Source organism: Microcoleus sp. ARI1-B5, assembly GCF_036705795.1.
In the GTDB taxonomy this organism is placed as follows: Bacteria; Cyanobacteriota; Cyanobacteriia; order Cyanobacteriales; family Microcoleaceae; genus Microcoleus.
The window spans coordinates 63823-80184 of the sequence record NZ_JAUBVK010000034.1 but is presented as its reverse complement, the minus strand read 5'-3'; the positions used below and the strand labels follow the sequence as shown (position 1 = coordinate 80184).

The window sequence follows — 16362 nt, the reverse complement described above, 5'->3', positions numbered from 1 at the left end:
AGGTAGAGATTTTTGAGAAGTTATAATTCGCAAAGCCTTTCCCAGATAAGCTTTGCGAGTTTTGGGAGATGTCTAATTAACTGCCTGGGTTTTCAAGGTCACTACTAAGCGCGGGGGCTTCAGTGTATGGGTTGGCATTCAAAAGGCTTATCTGTTCGCAAGAATAAAGGGGTTGAGAATTCTCCCCCAAAAACTCGTCGCCCGCGAAAGACATTCATCCTCGAACGAATTATCACCCCCAGCGCCCTAGTTCCTGGTGGTGTGGATGACCGTGACGCGCTGCACCAACTCCTCAACTCTCTATCGCTGCTCAATTTTGACTTTTCAGACTGGGCCCAAAAATTTAATCACGCGAGCAATTTACATTTGTTTGCAGATAGCGGTGCGGGTACTTGCCCAACTTCCCCCACCCCCGATGGCGACTTGCCGCCGATTATTGACTTTGACCCCTTGGGCTTGCACTCTCCACCAACACCAACAGCAGGGCCTAATGTTCAAGGGGCTTTTGATACGCTGCCGCCCCCAATTATATTGCCCGTAGATCCGCCTGGAAGCAATAATAAAGTACCTACCGATTTAGGTGGCGCTTACAAATTTACAGGTCTAAAGGCATCAGGTAATAACGATGCAGTCCAAGCGAACCAGTACACCTTTAGCATTGCTAGTTCCGAACTCAATTCCACAGCGGACGACACTGTGCTTGTGGGAGTTTCAGTCGAATCAAAAGACGGCAGTCAGTTGCTCCCTGAACTGCCAAAAGTAGGTGGGCTGACACCGATTCTCACATCTAGCGATACAAATAGTACCTATTCTCTATTTGCCATCAAGCGTTCTGGCTTGAACCTAATTAATTTGAGCGGTGCATCAAGTTCAACCAGTGGCGCGTATTCTCTACAACTGAACGTAGCAGGCGATATCAACGGTGACGGCCGAGTTGATGCCACTGACAGGCAACTGCTAGATAATGCTTTAGGGCGTAAGGTGACTGACCCCGGTTATACAATTGACCTCGACCTCAACCGGGATGGAATCATTAACTCAGCAGACCAAACTCTTCTCAACAGCAACTTCGGCTTCATTGCCAACCGGCCGCCTGTCGCATCGCCATTTTCGGCCAACACCCATGCAGAATTGGAGACAATCATACCCTTAGTCGGTAAGGCAAGTGACCCCGAAGGCGACTCCATCTTCTACAACGCACTCAATCCTGTTAACGGTACGGTGCTGTTCAATCCTAATACTAAGACGGCGACCTTCAAACCCGCGCCGGGATTCTCAGGCATCGCTAGCTTTGAATTGGCGGCCAGCGATGGCTTGAACTGGGGAGTACCAGCGCTCGTAACGGTTAACGTCAGCGGTGCACCGCTGCTTTCTTTGGACTTCGCCCAGCGTCGCCCCCAGCTTTATGCTGGAGAGAGTACAGAACTGACAGTTTTGGGCGACTTTGCCGACCAAAAAGGTGTAGTGCTGCCAGCTTCTTATTTGACATACACATCGTTAAACCCAGGGGTAGCACCCATTGACGCTTTCGGGAAAGTGACGGGGCTGGCTGACGGAACTTCAATTTTTAGCGCCTCTCACAACAACATTCAAGCCGTGACTGCGGCGCGAGTAGGCGAAATGCCAATTCCTGCCAACGATGACGAGTGGAATGCGCTACTGGCAGAGATTTACGGTTTGGATGTTTACCCGCAAGCGGTAACTTTAACAACAGGAGTAAAGCGTTCATTACTGGTGGGAATTGAAGGTCTTACTGACTCTCCAGACCTAAAATTTGGCTCTGTCGGCACTCGCTACTTCGTCAGCAACCCCAATGTATTGCAGGTGAATTCAGACGGCGTAATTACTGCTGTCGGTGAAGGAATTGCCAGCGTCACCGTCATCGACGGAGCAGCAGAAAAGGTAGTTCCAGTACGGGTAAAAACGCCTTTGATGGGCCCTGCTATTTTGGGAGTTGATGGCGGAGTCGTGCAAGGCAGCGACGGCTCAGTAGTAATGGTAGCTCCTAGTGCTTTAACCAAGGATACAACGGTTAACATAACGCCACTTAGCAGCGAAGGCTTGCCACTGCCATTCCCCGACAGCATGGAGTTTGCTGGCGGATTCAATTTGGACTTGGGGAACACCCCCTTGAATATACCCGTCCAGTTGGCAATTCCCGCCCCAGTTGGCGTACCAATCGGCACCGAAGTTTTATTTATGCGGAAGGGGTCGCTACCGGACGCTGCTGATAGCTGGAACGAAACTTGGCTGATACAGGAATCAGGAGTAGTAGGTGCAGACGGCTACATCCGCACCACTTCGCCACCCTTTCCAGGCGTGACACAAAGCGGTACTTATACAATTGGATTATTGCCCGCAGGAATGCCATCAGTTAGTTCAATTGTGAAAGCGGGTACACAGGCTAATTCTGGACTAATCAACCTTTCGACTAACCTCAACTTTGAGAATAGCTATTTAGGCGCACAGACTGGTGGAGTTGGTGCAGTCTCCGCCACAGAGAATCAATTCGAGGCGACAACATCACTATTAGCTTACTTGGCGCAATCTTCAAACAAGCCGCTGGAAATGATCGGAATTCCCAAAGTTGGGGAAACTGTCGTTACTACGGCTCAGGTACAACTCAATACACAAGGAGTTCCTACAGTCTCAGCAGTTCTCAATGGGCCGGACACTGGGCTAGCAGCCCCCCTCGAACCGCCGTCGCTGGAGTCGGTAGCTCTGGAGTTCTCCAACAGCGAACCTGTGATATTCTTAACAGGCAGCAATTTCCTCAATGGACTTAACGGTAATCTGGGCGCGAGTTTCGGGGATTTGAATATTGACTTTAAGGTGGGAGGTAAAAGTTATTTTGGCACTGTTGTGCCAGAAATGAGCAGTTCGCTGGGAGAGAACCGCTATAAAGTGGCGGTCAAAGCTCCTATCAGCGTACCACTGGGCGAGTCGGAAATTGTGCTGTCGCGGCAGCAGAAAGAGCGTTTTGGCCCTGGCCCTCTTGATTCTGAGGTGGTCAAGCGTTCGAGTTTTGAAGACCTCCAGTTAGAGCCTGTATTTTCAGACCTGATACTGGTCGCACAGCGGTCTGGTGACAAAATTCAGGTAATTGACACTCTGAGTTCAGTTCAGGGACGACTCCGCCGGGCCCGCAACAGCAGCCTCCCAAGGATTTGTCGGTGGGAATGCCAAGCGTGACAGACCGTCCGGGACAGCTAGCTGTCACCAGTAATGCGACTCGCGCCTATGTGCCTTTGGAGAGGTCGGGGCGGGTGGCGATGGTGGATTTGCTGGCGCGACGGGAGGTGGATGCTGATGCTTCTACTACGGCTGTTGATGATATTAATTTGCCGAGTGGTGCGTCTCCAGGGGCGATATCTATTGACCCTTGGGATAATTATGCTTACATCGCGGACTCGGGGCGGGGCAGCATCTACGTTCTGGATGTCAATCCTGACTCGGCTAGCTATAACCAAGTTGTTCGGACTATCTCAGTTGATGCTACGTCAGGGCTGCGCCAGATTGCGATTAGCAGTGACGGGCGCAAGCTGTTCGCTACTGCGGCTGATGGTTATATTTACGCTGTGAATATTGACCCAGAAGACCAGCCGACGGTTCCGAATTCTAATCCTCGGAAGTGGTGGGAGCAAATTGGAAAGGTTTTGACTCCTACGGGGGCTTGGGGGTTGGCTGCAACTCCTGACCAGCTCAAAATGGTTTTTACCAATGGCAACCCGAACACAGACGGAAGCGGTTTTGGGGTGCTGACGGTGAGTGATGACCCTCTGAATTTGGCTCCCACAACTCTCTACACGAATTTAACGCTGACTAATAATAACAATGTCTTTGAGGTAAATGAGGGAGTGGCTGTAACGGTGACGGCTGATGGAAAGTATGCGTTCGTGGCGGGTCGCAACAGTAAAAAAATCACTGAAGTTGATGCCAATCCGCTGGCGGGGGGGAATATTGGGATTATTAAAGATCCGTTGGGGCCTAATCCGCAATTAGTGGCGGCTACTGAACCGGTGCCGGGGATTTTAACTAATAATGTGGCTCTTTCTAGTGATGGTAAGTATCTGATTGGTTCTTATCCTACTCTCAGTGGTGGTGGAAGTGCATATGTCTTTGATGTGGAGGAAATTATTAAGACTGTTGAAAATCCTGCTTACGCTTTGACAACGCGGGCTGTTGAGAAGTTTAATCCGAATATCATACCAAAAGGTAATATTCCGGCTGTGATGGCGATCGGTGGTAATCCTTTGGGGTTGGTTGCTACTAAAATTGATATTGCCCCTGCTGCCATTCGCTACAATAACGCTCGAGGTTACAGCGCGGCTGGTATTAAGTTGATTCAGCAGGTAATAGGTGCAGGTCAGACGGGAATTTTTGGAGCAGACACTGTGAAAAAGATCGTTGACTGGCAATCCACTCACGGTCTTAAGCGCGATGGTAAGGTAGACTCCAAAACCCTCTGGTCAATTATTACTGAACTACGCATGAGAAATCAGCTCTTGGATGCGTTGCTACTCACGGCGCTATTCACTGCGAAAGTAAAAACCCATCAATATCTCACAGATAGTGGAAAAACGATAACAGTTGGATATGGATCTTCTGGATCTTCGCGTCGCGTGTCTAGTGGTTTTAACGAAAAAACTTTTCTTGAAAGCGTTAAGATGTCTGACAGGGTGAAAAAACTTTCTGATATCACCACCGAATATGATTGCCACGGCTTTACATTTTTAGCAGGGGCAGAATGGATTAATAATGGTGAAGTAGAAAAAATCCTCAAAGACAATGGGTATTCCGTCGCGCAGAATCCATCTGTGGGTGATGTGGTAATTTATCGGGACAACAAAGGGCTAATTCAACACTCAGGAATTGTGGCCGCCGTTTCTGGGAATACAGTAACAAAGGTTATTAGTAAATGGTCAGTCTATGGGCTTTACGAGCATAACTTAAAGGATGTACCAGCCTCCTATGGACAAAAAACTACGGTTTACAAAAGCAATCGAACTTCTGGTAATTTCCCCAAAGATATGGGTGCAGGGCGTCCCGGAAATCATCTCTTGCGCCTACGCTAATAGTATCTTGCTAGCATCCCTCTTCTGAGTGAGAGGGAAAATACGTCTGACGCTCAAATAAAACTACTGATGAAAATTTATGAGCAGATGAAAACATTACAGCAACTTCTCGATAGCTATCGTTTTCAACTTGCACTCACTTTTTGTGTATCTTTGACTCTTTTTTTGATAGGATGCAGTGTACTGAGTCCTCTTCAACAACAGACACAAGCACAGCGACAAGCACTACAAACAACGACTTATCGTACCTTTGCTAATTGGTGTGTAAATAAGACTAATTTGAGTTCATCTACTAGGCATACTATTGAACTGTTGTTGCGGAAGGTTCAGACAACAGACTGCGCCCAAGCTAACAAGAAGCTTTCTAGTCGCACTGAACTTAGCATTGAGGGCGAGGGAATAACTGACATCAGTCCTCTTTCATCTTTAACTAACTTAAAAAATCTAAGTCTCAGTGTTAATGAGATTTCTGATATTAGCCAGATCAGCTCACTGACCAATCTAACTATTCTTAATTTATACCGGAACAACAAAATTTCTGATATCACTCCGTTAAAACATCTGACTAATTTAACAGAGTTAGCCCTTTTTGGCAATCAAATTTCAGACATTGCACCCTTGAAGGATTTAACCAAGCTAACTGTATTGGATCTCAGCTCTAATCAAATTAAATCTCTCAATAATTTGAATAATTTGAATAATTTGACTAAACTGAGGCTAACCGATAATCAAATCTCGAACGTCAATCCCTTAAAATCTTTAACAAATCTAACATACCTCTCGCTAGGGGTAAATAAATTTTCTGATGTTAGTCCCCTGAAATATCTAACTAATCTAAATACCTTGTTTATTAATAGAAATCAAATATCAGACATTAGTCCCCTGCAATTTCTGACTAACCTAACTACACTGTATATCTCCGAGAATCAAATATCAGACATTAGTTCGTTGAGATTTATGACCAAGTTAACTGAAGTCGATTTGGGTCATAATAAAATATTTGATATTAGTATGTTATATGGGATTAATTTAACGTATCTCCAACTCACTAACAATCGAATTGAAGATGTGAGTTCGTTAAAGTTTCAGACGACCTTAACGGTACTTTCCATTGCTGATAATCAGATTTCCGACATTACTCCGCTGAAATCTCTGACTAAACTGACTCAACTCTACCTTAGCGAAAATCAAATCTCTGACGTGAGCGCATTAAAATCTTTAACCAGCTTAACAATGCTCGACCTCGCTAACAATCGAATTTCTGACATTAGTATGTTGAAGCCTTTAACTAACGTCCGGCAACTATACCTTGAAGGAAATCCGCTGAGCAATAAAAAGTGCCCATTGCATTTTTCTAGGTGTGAATATTAATAAATCAAACGATTGTAACAACGATTTCACTTTTATTAAAAACTTAAATCACAGGAGCGATAGCAAATGAAAAGAGTACAGAAACTTCTATGTATGTATTATTTTAAAGTCACATTCACCTTTTGTGTAGCTTTAATTATTATTGTAAGTGGATGCAATTCAATTATACATTTTAAACAGATACAAACACAGCCAAAAGTACAAGCAAGCAGTTACCGCACTTTTGCTGATTGGTGTGTAAATAAAACCAATCTCACCCCCTCTACTAGGCATACTATTGAACTGTTGTTGCGCGAGGTTGAGACAACCGACTGCGCCCAAGCTAACAAGAAGCTTTCTAGTCGCACTGAACTTAGCATCGAGGGTTCTCAACTGGTTGACATCAGTCCATTTTCATCCTTTAAAAAATTGAGGAAGTTAACCCTTAGTGTTAATAAAATTTCTGACATCAGTCCGCTAAGTTATCTGACTAATCTTACTGTACTTGAGTTAGATAGGAATCATACAATTTCTGATATCACTCCGTTAAAACATCTGACTAATTTAACAGAGTTAGCCCTTTTTGGCAATCAAATTTCAGACATTGCACCCTTGAAGGATTTAACAAAGCTAACTGTATTGGATCTCAGATACAATCAAATTAAATTTCTCAATAATTTGAATAATTTGAATAATTTGACTAAACTGAGCCTAACCGATAATCAAGTCTCGAATGTTAATCCCTTACAATCTTTAACACATCTAACATACCTCTCGCTAGATGCCAACAAAATTTTTGATATTAATCCCTTAAAATTTCTCAATAAATTAAAAAAATTATACTTGCATAAAAATAAAATATCAGACATTAGTCCCCTGCAATCTCTAACTAATCTAAATACCTTGTTTATTTATACAAATAAAATATCAGACATTAGTCCCCTGCAATTTCTGACTAACCTAACTACACTGTATATCTTTGAAAATCAAATATCAGACATTAGTTCCTTGAGATTTATGACTAAGTTAAAAGAAGTCGATTTGGGTCATAATAAAATATTTGATATTAGTATGTTATCTGGGATTAATTTAACGTCTCTCGATCTCACGAACAATCATATTTTCGATGTTAGACCGCTAAAATTTATGACGACCTTAACGGTACTTTCCCTCGCTGATAATCAGATTTCCGACATTAGTCCGCTGAAATCTCTGACTAAACTGACTGAACTCTACCTTAGCGAAAATAAAATCTCTGACGCGAGCGCATTAAAATCTTTAACTAGCTTAAGAAGGCTCGACATCGCTAACAATCGAATTACTGACATTAGTATGTTGAAATCTTTAACTAATCTCTTGGAAGTCTACCTTGAAGGCAATCCGCTGACTAATAAAAATTGCCCCTTTGGTTACGATTTTAGATGTCGATACGAATAATTAGAGGGTGGACTCCTTGGGATAATTATGCCTGCGTCGCGGACTCGGGGCGGGGCAGCATTAAAGCTCTGGATGTTAATCTGACATAGCAACCGCGCCTAGCGCCGCCAGACGCCCAGCGCCACAAATTACAAGAATTTATGAAAGTCAGTAAACTCCAGTGGAGAACCGGGGTATAATCAAAGGTGAGGAGTGAGAATTTGGAACTCAAAATTGAGAATGATTCTAAAATCTGACTTCGGGGTTGATAATTCTGGTATTTTAGAGTGAAATTATGGTAGAACTCTCGTGTAAAAGCGAATACGCAATCTTGGCTTTGCTGGAACTGGCTGATTGCTACGATGAAGGCGAGCCTCTGCAAATTCGCCAGATAGCGGCTCAGCAAAATATTCCCGATCGATATTTAGAACAGTTGCTGGCTACTATGAGACGCTGCGGGCTGATCCGCAGCCAGCGAGGAGCTAAGGGAGGTTATATCTTAGCCAGAGAACCCTGGAAAATTACACTGCTAGAAATTGTCAACTGCCTCGAAGGCTCTGAGTTCGATCGAGCTGAAAAAGACTCGCCTGCTCAAACTGTAGAAAGTGCTGTGATTTGGGAAGTTTGGCAAGAAGCCCGATCGACTGCCAACTTGGTGTTGCAAAAATATACGCTACAGGATCTGTGCGAAAAACGCAATGGCAGACGGCAGCTCGATATCATGTATTACATCTAGATTAATATTGGCAACTAGGAATTAACATTTACTTTCAACAACCAACTGACAAAGATTATGCGCATTGCTGGCGACATTACAGAATTGGTGGGGCACACACCCCTAGTGCAACTCAACCGCATTCCCCAAGCCGAAGGCTGCTTGGCTCGGATTGTGGTCAAACTCGAAGGCATGAATCCGGCAGCATCGGTAAAAGACCGGATTGGTGTCAATATGGTCAATCAAGCCGAGGCGGAAGGGCTGATTACTCCAGGCAAAACGGTTTTAGTAGAACCGACATCTGGCAATACCGGAATTGCTCTGGCCATGGTGGCGGCGGCAAAGGGCTACCAATTGATTTTGACAATGCCGGATACGATGAGCACGGAACGCCGATCGATGCTGCGAGCTTACGGAGCCCAACTAGAACTGACTCCTGGCATTGAAGGCATGAGCGGCTGCATCCGCCGCGCTCAAGAGATTGTAGACAAAACTCCGAACGCCTATATGTTGCAACAGTTTCGGAATCCAGCTAACCCGGAGGTTCACCGTTCGACAACGGCTGAGGAAATTTGGGCAGATACCGACGGCGAGGTGGATTTCCTGATTTCGGGAGTCGGCACTGGCGGTACGATTACGGGTGTTGCAGAGGTGATTAAGTCCCGGAAACCGGAGTTTAAGGCGATCGCCGTTGAGCCGGCAAACAGTCAGGTACTGTCGGGCGGAAAGCCCGGGCCGCACAAAATTCAAGGTATCGGTGCTGGTTTTGTGCCGCCGGTGCTGAATGTAAATGCGATCGACGAGGTGATAGTTGTTGCTGATGACGAGGCGATCGCCTACGGGCGCCGCTTGGCCCGAGAAGAAGGACTTTTGTCCGGTATTTCCAGCGGTGCGGCACTGTGTGCTGCATTGAAAGTCGGCAAGCGTCCCGAAAATGCAGGCAAATTGATTGTGATGATTCAGCCTAGCTTCGGCGAACGCTATCTCAGCACTCCCTTGTTCCAAGATCCAGAACTCAATCTGGCGATGGCCCTCAACTAGACTAGCCTCCTGGCAAAGTCGCAGAAACTGAGAGCAGGGCGTACAGTGTACGCCCTGCTCGGCTTTGTTGTTCGATCGTTCCGAATGCAAGTCCTTCTTAACAGTTGTTGGTAGTCAGGAATGCAAGTTTTTCTTAACTCAACTTTCCACAGAGAGGACTGAAGTCCTCACTACAAACTTTAAAAGCATCAATATTTTTATAAAATAGATTTATGGTAATTTGAAAACTTAGGTTTTTCACTTACATTTTTTGGCATTTATATCAGGTAAATACCTAATATATTAGCAAACAATGATATTTTTGTCAAGCACTTTTTTGCAGATTATCTAGATTTCAAGGAAATAACAGCGTGGCTTCCGTTACCAATCACTACAAAACCCTAAAGATTAGCCCAACCGCAACACAAGCCGAGATTAAACAAGCATACCGCCGTTTAGTCAAATTATTTCATCCAGACAGCCAGAGTTCGACAGCCGGCCACGAAGAGATTGTCCGCCTGAATGCAGCCTATGAAATATTAGGAGACGCCCAGCAGAGACAATCTTACGATCGCCAAATCTCCCAGCCCAGCGAAGAGCAATCACCCTACGCACCAAACGTCAGCCGCCAGCGACAACAAGCAGCGCGGGACGCCGACGAACAAATGGAACAGTGGCTGATTAAAGTATACAAACCAGTCAATCGAATGCTAAACAGCATCTTGAAGCCGCTGAAAAAGGAAATAAACGAATTGTCAGCAGATCCGTTCGATGACGAACTGATAGAAAAGTTTCAAGCTTATATCGAAACCAGCCGCGACTTTCTTTCAAAAGCTCAGAACTTTCTGAGATCGATGCCCAATCCATCTAATGTAGCCGGAGTTGCGGCCCATCTTTACTACTGCATCAATCAAGTGGGAGATGGCATAGAAGAATTGCATTTATTTACCCTCAATTATGACGATCGCCATTTGCACACAGGTCAAGAACTGTTTAGAATTGCTGCTAGACTGCGGCGGGAAGCACAGGAGGAATTGAAAATTAGAAGTTAGTTAGTGAAGGAGAGGAGGAGAGGGGGAGAGGGGGAGAATGGGAGAGTGGGAGAGGGGGAGAGAAACCGGGTTTCTTCGAGTTTTGTGTTTGGTCGCGATCGATCTAGGAAGAAACCCGGTTTCTGAAACCACTAATGACTAATGACTGATGACTGATGACTACTGACTACTGACTACTGACTATTTAATGTCAAATTCCAAAAAGAACTTGAATTCGCTTCCGAATTTTAATAAAAGGAGTTTGTTCCAGAGAGTCATCATCCAACAATCCCAAATCTCTCAAAGCTTGCTGGCGTTCTGACAATTTTTGAGCAATCTGATCTGCTAAATTCGGCTGTTCTGTTAAAAGTTTTTGCAAGTCGTGGCGTTCCACCACAAACAAAATTGCATCTTCGCTAGTTTTAACAGTCGCCGTTCTCGGAGTTCCCAGCAGCAAAGATATTTCCCCAAAAAACTCGCCCTCGTGAAGCGTCGCAATATACTGATCCGCTTTTTGAGAAAGAACTTCTACAGCACCCGAAAGGATAATATAAAAAGAATCGCCCGGGTCATCTTCTTTACAGACAACCTGTCCCGCTGGAAACAGTTGTCGGTAGCCGTATTCAATTAACTGTCGCAGTTCTAAATCCGTACACTGTTCAAAATAAGTTACTCGCCGCAACAAATCTCGCAGCGTCCAATTATTCGGCGATTTAGGCGCGGGCTTTTTATGCTCGGAAACGGTGGAATTAGATTTTAGTTCTGCTGAATGTTGGGCATTTTGCGGAAAAAAATTGCCGTTGGAATTATCGTCTTTGTGATTGTGAAAATGTTTAGTTAACTCTTGCGGGTTTCGCAGCCACAAATCCCGCTGGGGAAATGGAATTTCGATATTTCGGTGGCGCAATTCGTAATCTATTAAAAAATTGACCGCACTTTTAATGGCATCGCTTTCCTGCGGTTGGTCAATCCACACTAAAAGTTCAAAATTTAAAGCGTTGTCTCCAAAACCGCGAAACCATACTTTAGGAGAAGGATGGGACAAGACATTCGATTCCATCCGCGCCGCAATTAACAGCGCTTCGGTAACTATTACTGGGTCAGAGCCGTAAGCAACGCCGACGGGGATGTGGAGGCGACATCTGGGGTCTCTATAACTCCAGTTAATAATGTTAGTTTCGACAAACTTAATATTTGGTATGATTACAAACAGTCCGTCAATGGTTTTAATAATTGTGGAGCGGATGGAAATATTTTCTACGGTTCCTAATAAATGGTCTATTTCAATAAAATCTCCGACTCTAATTTGCTGCTCGAATAGCAGGGTGAGACCGCTGATAAAGTTGCTGGCGAGATTTTGCAAGCCGAAGCCGAAACCAATGCCGACGACGCCAGCTAAGACGGTGAGAGAAGTGAGGTTTATCCCCGCACCTTGCATGACGAATATACAGCCAAGTGTTGCTAAAATATAGCTGATGATGGTGGAAATTGCTTCTCGACTGCCGCGATCCAATCCCATGCGAACTAGCAGGCTGCGTTTGATTCCTTCGCTGATGAGACGAGCTATAACGAAGGCAAATATAGCTAAGATTATTAGTTTGACGATCGCGCTGATGGACAGATGAGTGTCCCCGACATAAAATAGCGGGGTGGCGATCGCCCCATACAAATTTTCAAAAAAGCGATCGGCTGATTCAGTAATCCAATTCATTAATATTTGGTAATTGGTAATTGGTGATGGGTGATGGGTGATTAGTTTTGGTTGCAACTGAACCGCCAACTGCTAACTGTTGCAGACTTTAGACGAAAAACACGAACTGTGGAGTGCCCTGTGTTGCAAAAAGGTCGCACTTTCTCACAGACTGGCAACACCAGTTACCAAAAATAATGCAACTCGCTTGTAAGCTGCAAACCCTTATGGGATAAGTTATCCCCCATCGCCAACCGAAAATCTAAAATCGAAAATGGGATAACTGCTGGCTTAGCAACTGATGGCGAGAAACTGTTTTGTAGCGGTATTTTCTGCCGGATATCTGTGTTGTAGCCTAAAATAGGCCCGGCGGCTCTCGCGGCGACCTGTTGCCAATATCTAAAAAATTGGTAGAAATTCATCTAGTGCACCCTCAAATTATCCAAAAATTCCAGCAAAAATTGGTTTATCCTTAAGAAGTAAGTCCTTTACAGAACTTAACAAGCTTACCCTACTTGACTTTTATGCAGTGCATCATCAATCGTCGGGCACAGTTTTCGGCGAGTCACCGGTACTGGCTGCCGGAGTTGAGCGAAGCCGAGAACTTTGAGCGGTTTGGCCCAACTGCCCGCGCACCGGGACACGGACACAATTACGTTCTTTACGTTTCCATGATAGGAGAACTCGACGAGTACGGCATGGTGCTCAACCTGTCTGATGTCAAACACGTCATCAAGCGGGAAGTTACCAAGGATCTCGATTTTTCCTACCTTAACGAAGCGTGGCCGGAATTTGAGCAGACTCTGCCAACTACCGAAAACATAGCACGGCAAATTTGGCTGCGGCTAGCTCCTCATTTGCCTGTGAGCAAAATTCAATTGTTTGAACACCCGGAACTTTGGGCTGAATATTTAGGAAACGGCATGGAAGCTTATCTAACTCTGTCCACTCATTTTAGCGCCGCCCATCGGTTGGCTCGTCCCGATTTGAGTTTTGAAGAAAACTCGGAAATTTACGGCAAGTGTGCTCGTCCTAACGGTCACGGTCACAACTATCATTTAGAGGTGACTGTTAAAGGGGAAATTGATGCGCGAACTGGCATGATTGCTGATTTGGGAGCTTTGCAAAAAGCCGTTGATGATTATGTTGTTGAACCCTTCGATCACACTTTTTTAAATAAGGATATTGCCTATTTTGAAAATGTTGTGCCGACGGCGGAAAATATTGCGGTTCGGATCGGGCAATTGTTGCGATCGCCCGTTCGGGAATTGGGCGCAGAGTTGCACAAGATTAAGCTGATTGAAAGTCCGAATAATAGCTGCGAAATTTACGGTGCAGATTTGGATGCAGCGGCGGCAGGGCGTCAGCAACCGTCAGCGGTTTTAGCTGGGGTTTAGAGCTACAAATCGGGTCGGTTGGGGCGGGTTCACCCGGATTTTGGGCTAATTTTGCAGATTGGTGAAGCCGCCCCTACAAGGCTGATACCAGTTCCCAAAAAAAATGCAACGGTAGGCCCGTGTTCCAGGCGCTGATACTATAGATAATTCCCAATTCTTCAAGTCTTTAATCTAAAATCTAAAATCTAAAATCGTATGAGGGTGAGGGTTATTTCACCGGATTAGGGGCGAGAATATATTCTTTGACAAAAGTTCAGCAGCCAGAATTATTGGCACTTTTCCTGACAAGTCAGACGCAGCCTGTATTTTGGAGATAGTAAGCCAGCATTCCTCATCAAAGCTATTGTCACTGCTGAGAGTATGAGGTCGATCGCCCGATCGCTGACAAACAACACTAATTTCTCCTAGGTGAGTTGACGTTTATGCGAGTCTCAAATGTAGCTCTCTTGACTCTGGCCGCCCTCGCATCCCAGAATGTAACTGCTAAAACTAATGCCGCTCCGGCTGCACCTCCCGTCTCTGGTGAGACACCGCAGGCCAGCAACTTTGTTGATGCCATAAATAATACCGTATCCCGTCCGGCGGAGTCAATGAGCGCGCCCGAGACGATCGCCGACGAACAATTTTCCCCGCGAATTGCGGTAAAATCCCAGACTGGTTTGCTCGTAGCGGCGGCCGGCCCAGAGTTATCTCCTGCTGTGAAAACCAAGGCGAATCCTCCTGCTAGAGCCACCGATGAACTCACAAAATCTTTACAAGAAACCTGGCTGGCTAAATTAATCGAAACAGGAGTTAAAAGCAGTCCCCAAGTTCGCGACGCTTTTGATGTTATCTCTCTGCGTACAGGCAGTGAAGAATCTGGATATGGTTTTAATAATACCATAACTCTGCTGAATATTTTGCTAATTCTCGGTACTGTCTTTCCACCGATGACAATTGCCTTTTTTTGGATGTTCCGGCGGCTGGTAGTCAAACAGTTGGTGAGGGATGCCAATCAAAGATTGCAGGGCATTGGCGTGCTGGAATCAGAGCTGCTCAATTCTCGCCAACTGACTCAAAAAATGAGGGATGAATTAGAAGCACAAATGAGTGCAGCTAAACAATCACTTGATTTTTTAACTAAAGAAACTGAACTTTCCAAATCTTCCGTCGAGCAAATTGAGACTCTCAAATCTCAATTTATCATGCGCCTGCAAGTGTTGGTGACAGAAGTTGACGAGAAAAAATCTCAAATTGTGCAAGAAATTTCCCAGGTTCCGGCAATTGTTGCCAAAGAAGCTGTCAAACTCGCACCTGGGCCGCAGTTAAACAATGCACAAACTTCTGCAACTGCACCTGCTAGTGACGGAGAAAATTTGATGGCGGACGATGAGATCGAGCAAGCCGAAAAGCTTTATTTTCAAGGCAATTATGATGAGGCATTAGTCTGCCTCGAAAAAGCTATTTTAGCGAAGAATAATTTGGCTGAGGCTTGGTATTGGCGCGGAAATGTGTTAATAAGATTGCAGCGCCATGAAGAAGCACTCGCCTGTTACGACCAAGCAATATTAATTAAACCGGAGCACTACGAAGCGTTGTACAATAAAGCGAATTTGCTGGGAAAATTGCAGAGGTGCGAAGAGGCGATCGCCTGTTACGAGCGAGCAAGTTCGAGCGAGCCGAGAAAATACGGTTGTTGGCACAGCATAGCAGCTTTGTTGGGTAAATTGCAGCATTACGAAGAGGCGATCGCCAGTTACGATCGCGCCCTAGCCATCAAAACAACCGACAGCGAAATATGGCACAACCGAGGTGCGATGCTGGGTAAAGTACAGCAGCACGCAGCAGCAGTCGATTCTTACGATCGCGCTCTCGAACTCAATCCCAAGAGATACGAGACTTGGTACAACCGAGGTAATATGCTGTGGAGATTGCTCCGCTACAGCGATGCGGTTGATTCTTACGATCGAGCTTTGGGCATCCGGGCCGACAAATACGAAGTTTGGTACAATAGAGGCGCCGTGCTGGGAAAAATGCAGCGCTATCAAGATGCGATCGCATCTTACGACAAAGCAATTGCCATTAAACCGCAGGATTTTGAATTGTGGCACAACCGAGGCGCGGCTTTCGACAAACTCTCGCAGCACGAAGCAGCAATTGCATCTTACGAATCAGCAATTACCCTTAATTCCGAGTGTTACGAAGCTTGGTTTGGCAAAGGCGAATCGTTGGCAAAATTGCAGCGCAATGAAGAGGCGATCGCAGCTTACGAAAAGGCGATCGCGATTAAGCCAGACTCCTACGATTCTTGGCACCACATCGGCACAGCTTTGTCAGAATTAAAGCGCTATGAGGAAGCAATGGCAGCTTACGATCGAGCCATTGCGATCAAGCCAGAAAATGCCGAAGCTTGGCGCGATCGAGGCACAATTGCCTCTGAATTCAAACAGGATACAGAAGGATTTGCCGCAGGCGAAAAAGATACTCAAAACCAGCCACAATCCGATGAATCTTCGGAGATTTAGTTAGGAATAAGACAATACGGTTCACTTAAAATGGTCATTGCGAGGAACGAAGCAAACAAGAGTGTCTATTTTTCATGAGTTTTCCCTGTTATCATCTCTTAAGTTAACCGTATTGAGGCATAAGATCCAGGGTAACTGAGCTGTATTGGAATATTATTGGCAAA

General features: G+C 45.3%; 11 protein-coding genes. 9 read left to right on the top strand and 2 right to left on the bottom strand.

The genetic code is table 11. The annotated features are described in order from the left end of the window. Window positions 1–126 precede the first annotated feature (126 nt). From QUB63_RS30245 to QUB63_RS30215, 7 genes are all read left to right on the top strand, one after another. The gene (locus tag QUB63_RS30245; protein ID WP_332949067.1) at window positions 127–3192 is read left to right on the top strand and encodes an Ig-like domain-containing protein; all 3066 of its coding nucleotides are present in this window, start codon (window positions 127–129) and stop codon (window positions 3190–3192) included. Then, window positions 3189–5075, top strand: a complete 1887-nt coding sequence (locus tag QUB63_RS30240; protein ID WP_332949066.1) for a peptidoglycan-binding protein — start codon at window positions 3189–3191, stop codon at window positions 5073–5075. The genes QUB63_RS30245 and QUB63_RS30240 overlap by 4 nt, the downstream gene beginning before the upstream one ends. A gap of 69 nt (window positions 5076–5144) precedes the next feature. Further along, on the top strand, window positions 5145–6446 hold the full coding sequence (locus tag QUB63_RS30235; protein WP_332949065.1) for a leucine-rich repeat domain-containing protein: 1302 nt from the start codon (window positions 5145–5147) through the stop codon (window positions 6444–6446). Between the two features lie 93 nt (window positions 6447–6539). Beyond that, window positions 6540–7862, top strand: a complete 1323-nt coding sequence (locus tag QUB63_RS30230; protein ID WP_332949064.1) for a leucine-rich repeat domain-containing protein — start codon at window positions 6540–6542, stop codon at window positions 7860–7862. 274 nt (window positions 7863–8136) lie between these two features. Continuing rightward, window positions 8137–8577, top strand: a complete 441-nt coding sequence (locus tag QUB63_RS30225) for an RrF2 family transcriptional regulator (protein ID WP_332949063.1) — start codon at window positions 8137–8139, stop codon at window positions 8575–8577. A 57-nt stretch (window positions 8578–8634) separates the two neighbouring features. Then, window positions 8635–9597: a cysteine synthase A gene (gene cysK, locus QUB63_RS30220; RefSeq protein WP_332949062.1), complete on the top strand. Its 963-nt coding sequence runs from the start codon at window positions 8635–8637 to the stop codon at window positions 9595–9597. Window positions 9598–9947: 350 nt separating this feature from the next. Further along, window positions 9948–10628, top strand: a complete 681-nt coding sequence (locus QUB63_RS30215; RefSeq protein WP_332949061.1) for a J domain-containing protein — start codon at window positions 9948–9950, stop codon at window positions 10626–10628. Between the two features lie 190 nt (window positions 10629–10818). On the opposite strand, the gene QUB63_RS30210 is transcribed toward QUB63_RS30215, so the two are convergent. Together QUB63_RS30210 and QUB63_RS30205 are read right to left on the bottom strand one after the other, a co-directional pair. After that, window positions 10819–12318 carry a cyclic nucleotide-binding domain-containing protein gene (locus QUB63_RS30210; protein WP_332949060.1) on the bottom strand — a complete coding sequence of 500 codons (1500 nt, stop codon included), beginning with the start codon at window positions 12316–12318 and terminating at the stop codon, window positions 10819–10821. Window positions 12319–12482: 164 nt separating this feature from the next. Next, complete coding sequence (locus tag QUB63_RS30205) at window positions 12483–12719, bottom strand: hypothetical protein (RefSeq protein WP_332949059.1); 237 nt, start codon at window positions 12717–12719, stop codon at window positions 12483–12485. Between the two features lie 102 nt (window positions 12720–12821). Here QUB63_RS30205 and QUB63_RS30200 point away from each other — a divergent pair, with 102 nt between their 5' ends. Both QUB63_RS30200 and QUB63_RS30195 read left to right on the top strand, forming a co-directional pair. Next, window positions 12822–13694 carry a 6-carboxytetrahydropterin synthase gene (locus QUB63_RS30200; RefSeq protein ID WP_332949058.1) on the top strand — a complete coding sequence of 291 codons (873 nt, stop codon included), beginning with the start codon at window positions 12822–12824 and terminating at the stop codon, window positions 13692–13694. A gap of 422 nt (window positions 13695–14116) precedes the next feature. Beyond that, entirely contained in the window at window positions 14117–16198 is a 2082-nt protein-coding gene (locus QUB63_RS30195; protein ID WP_332949057.1) for a tetratricopeptide repeat protein, read from the top strand. Window positions 16199–16362: the final 164 nt, after the last annotated feature.

Coding starts and splice junctions, on each gene's coding strand:
- QUB63_RS30245 (WP_332949067.1), top strand. CDS start 127: ATGGGTTGGCATTCAAAAGGCTTATCTGTTCGCAAGAATAAAGGGGTT.
- QUB63_RS30235 (WP_332949065.1), top strand. CDS start 5,145: ATGAAAATTTATGAGCAGATGAAAACATTACAGCAACTTCTCGATAGC.
- QUB63_RS30230 (WP_332949064.1), top strand. CDS start 6,540: ATGTATTATTTTAAAGTCACATTCACCTTTTGTGTAGCTTTAATTATT.
- QUB63_RS30225 (WP_332949063.1), top strand. CDS start 8,137: ATGGTAGAACTCTCGTGTAAAAGCGAATACGCAATCTTGGCTTTGCTG.
- cysK (WP_332949062.1), top strand. CDS start 8,635: ATGCGCATTGCTGGCGACATTACAGAATTGGTGGGGCACACACCCCTA.
- QUB63_RS30210 (WP_332949060.1), bottom strand. CDS start 12,318: ATGAATTGGATTACTGAATCAGCCGATCGCTTTTTTGAAAATTTGTAT.
- QUB63_RS30205 (WP_332949059.1), bottom strand. CDS start 12,719: ATGAATTTCTACCAATTTTTTAGATATTGGCAACAGGTCGCCGCGAGA.
- QUB63_RS30200 (WP_332949058.1), top strand. CDS start 12,822: ATGCAGTGCATCATCAATCGTCGGGCACAGTTTTCGGCGAGTCACCGG.
- QUB63_RS30195 (WP_332949057.1), top strand. CDS start 14,117: ATGCGAGTCTCAAATGTAGCTCTCTTGACTCTGGCCGCCCTCGCATCC.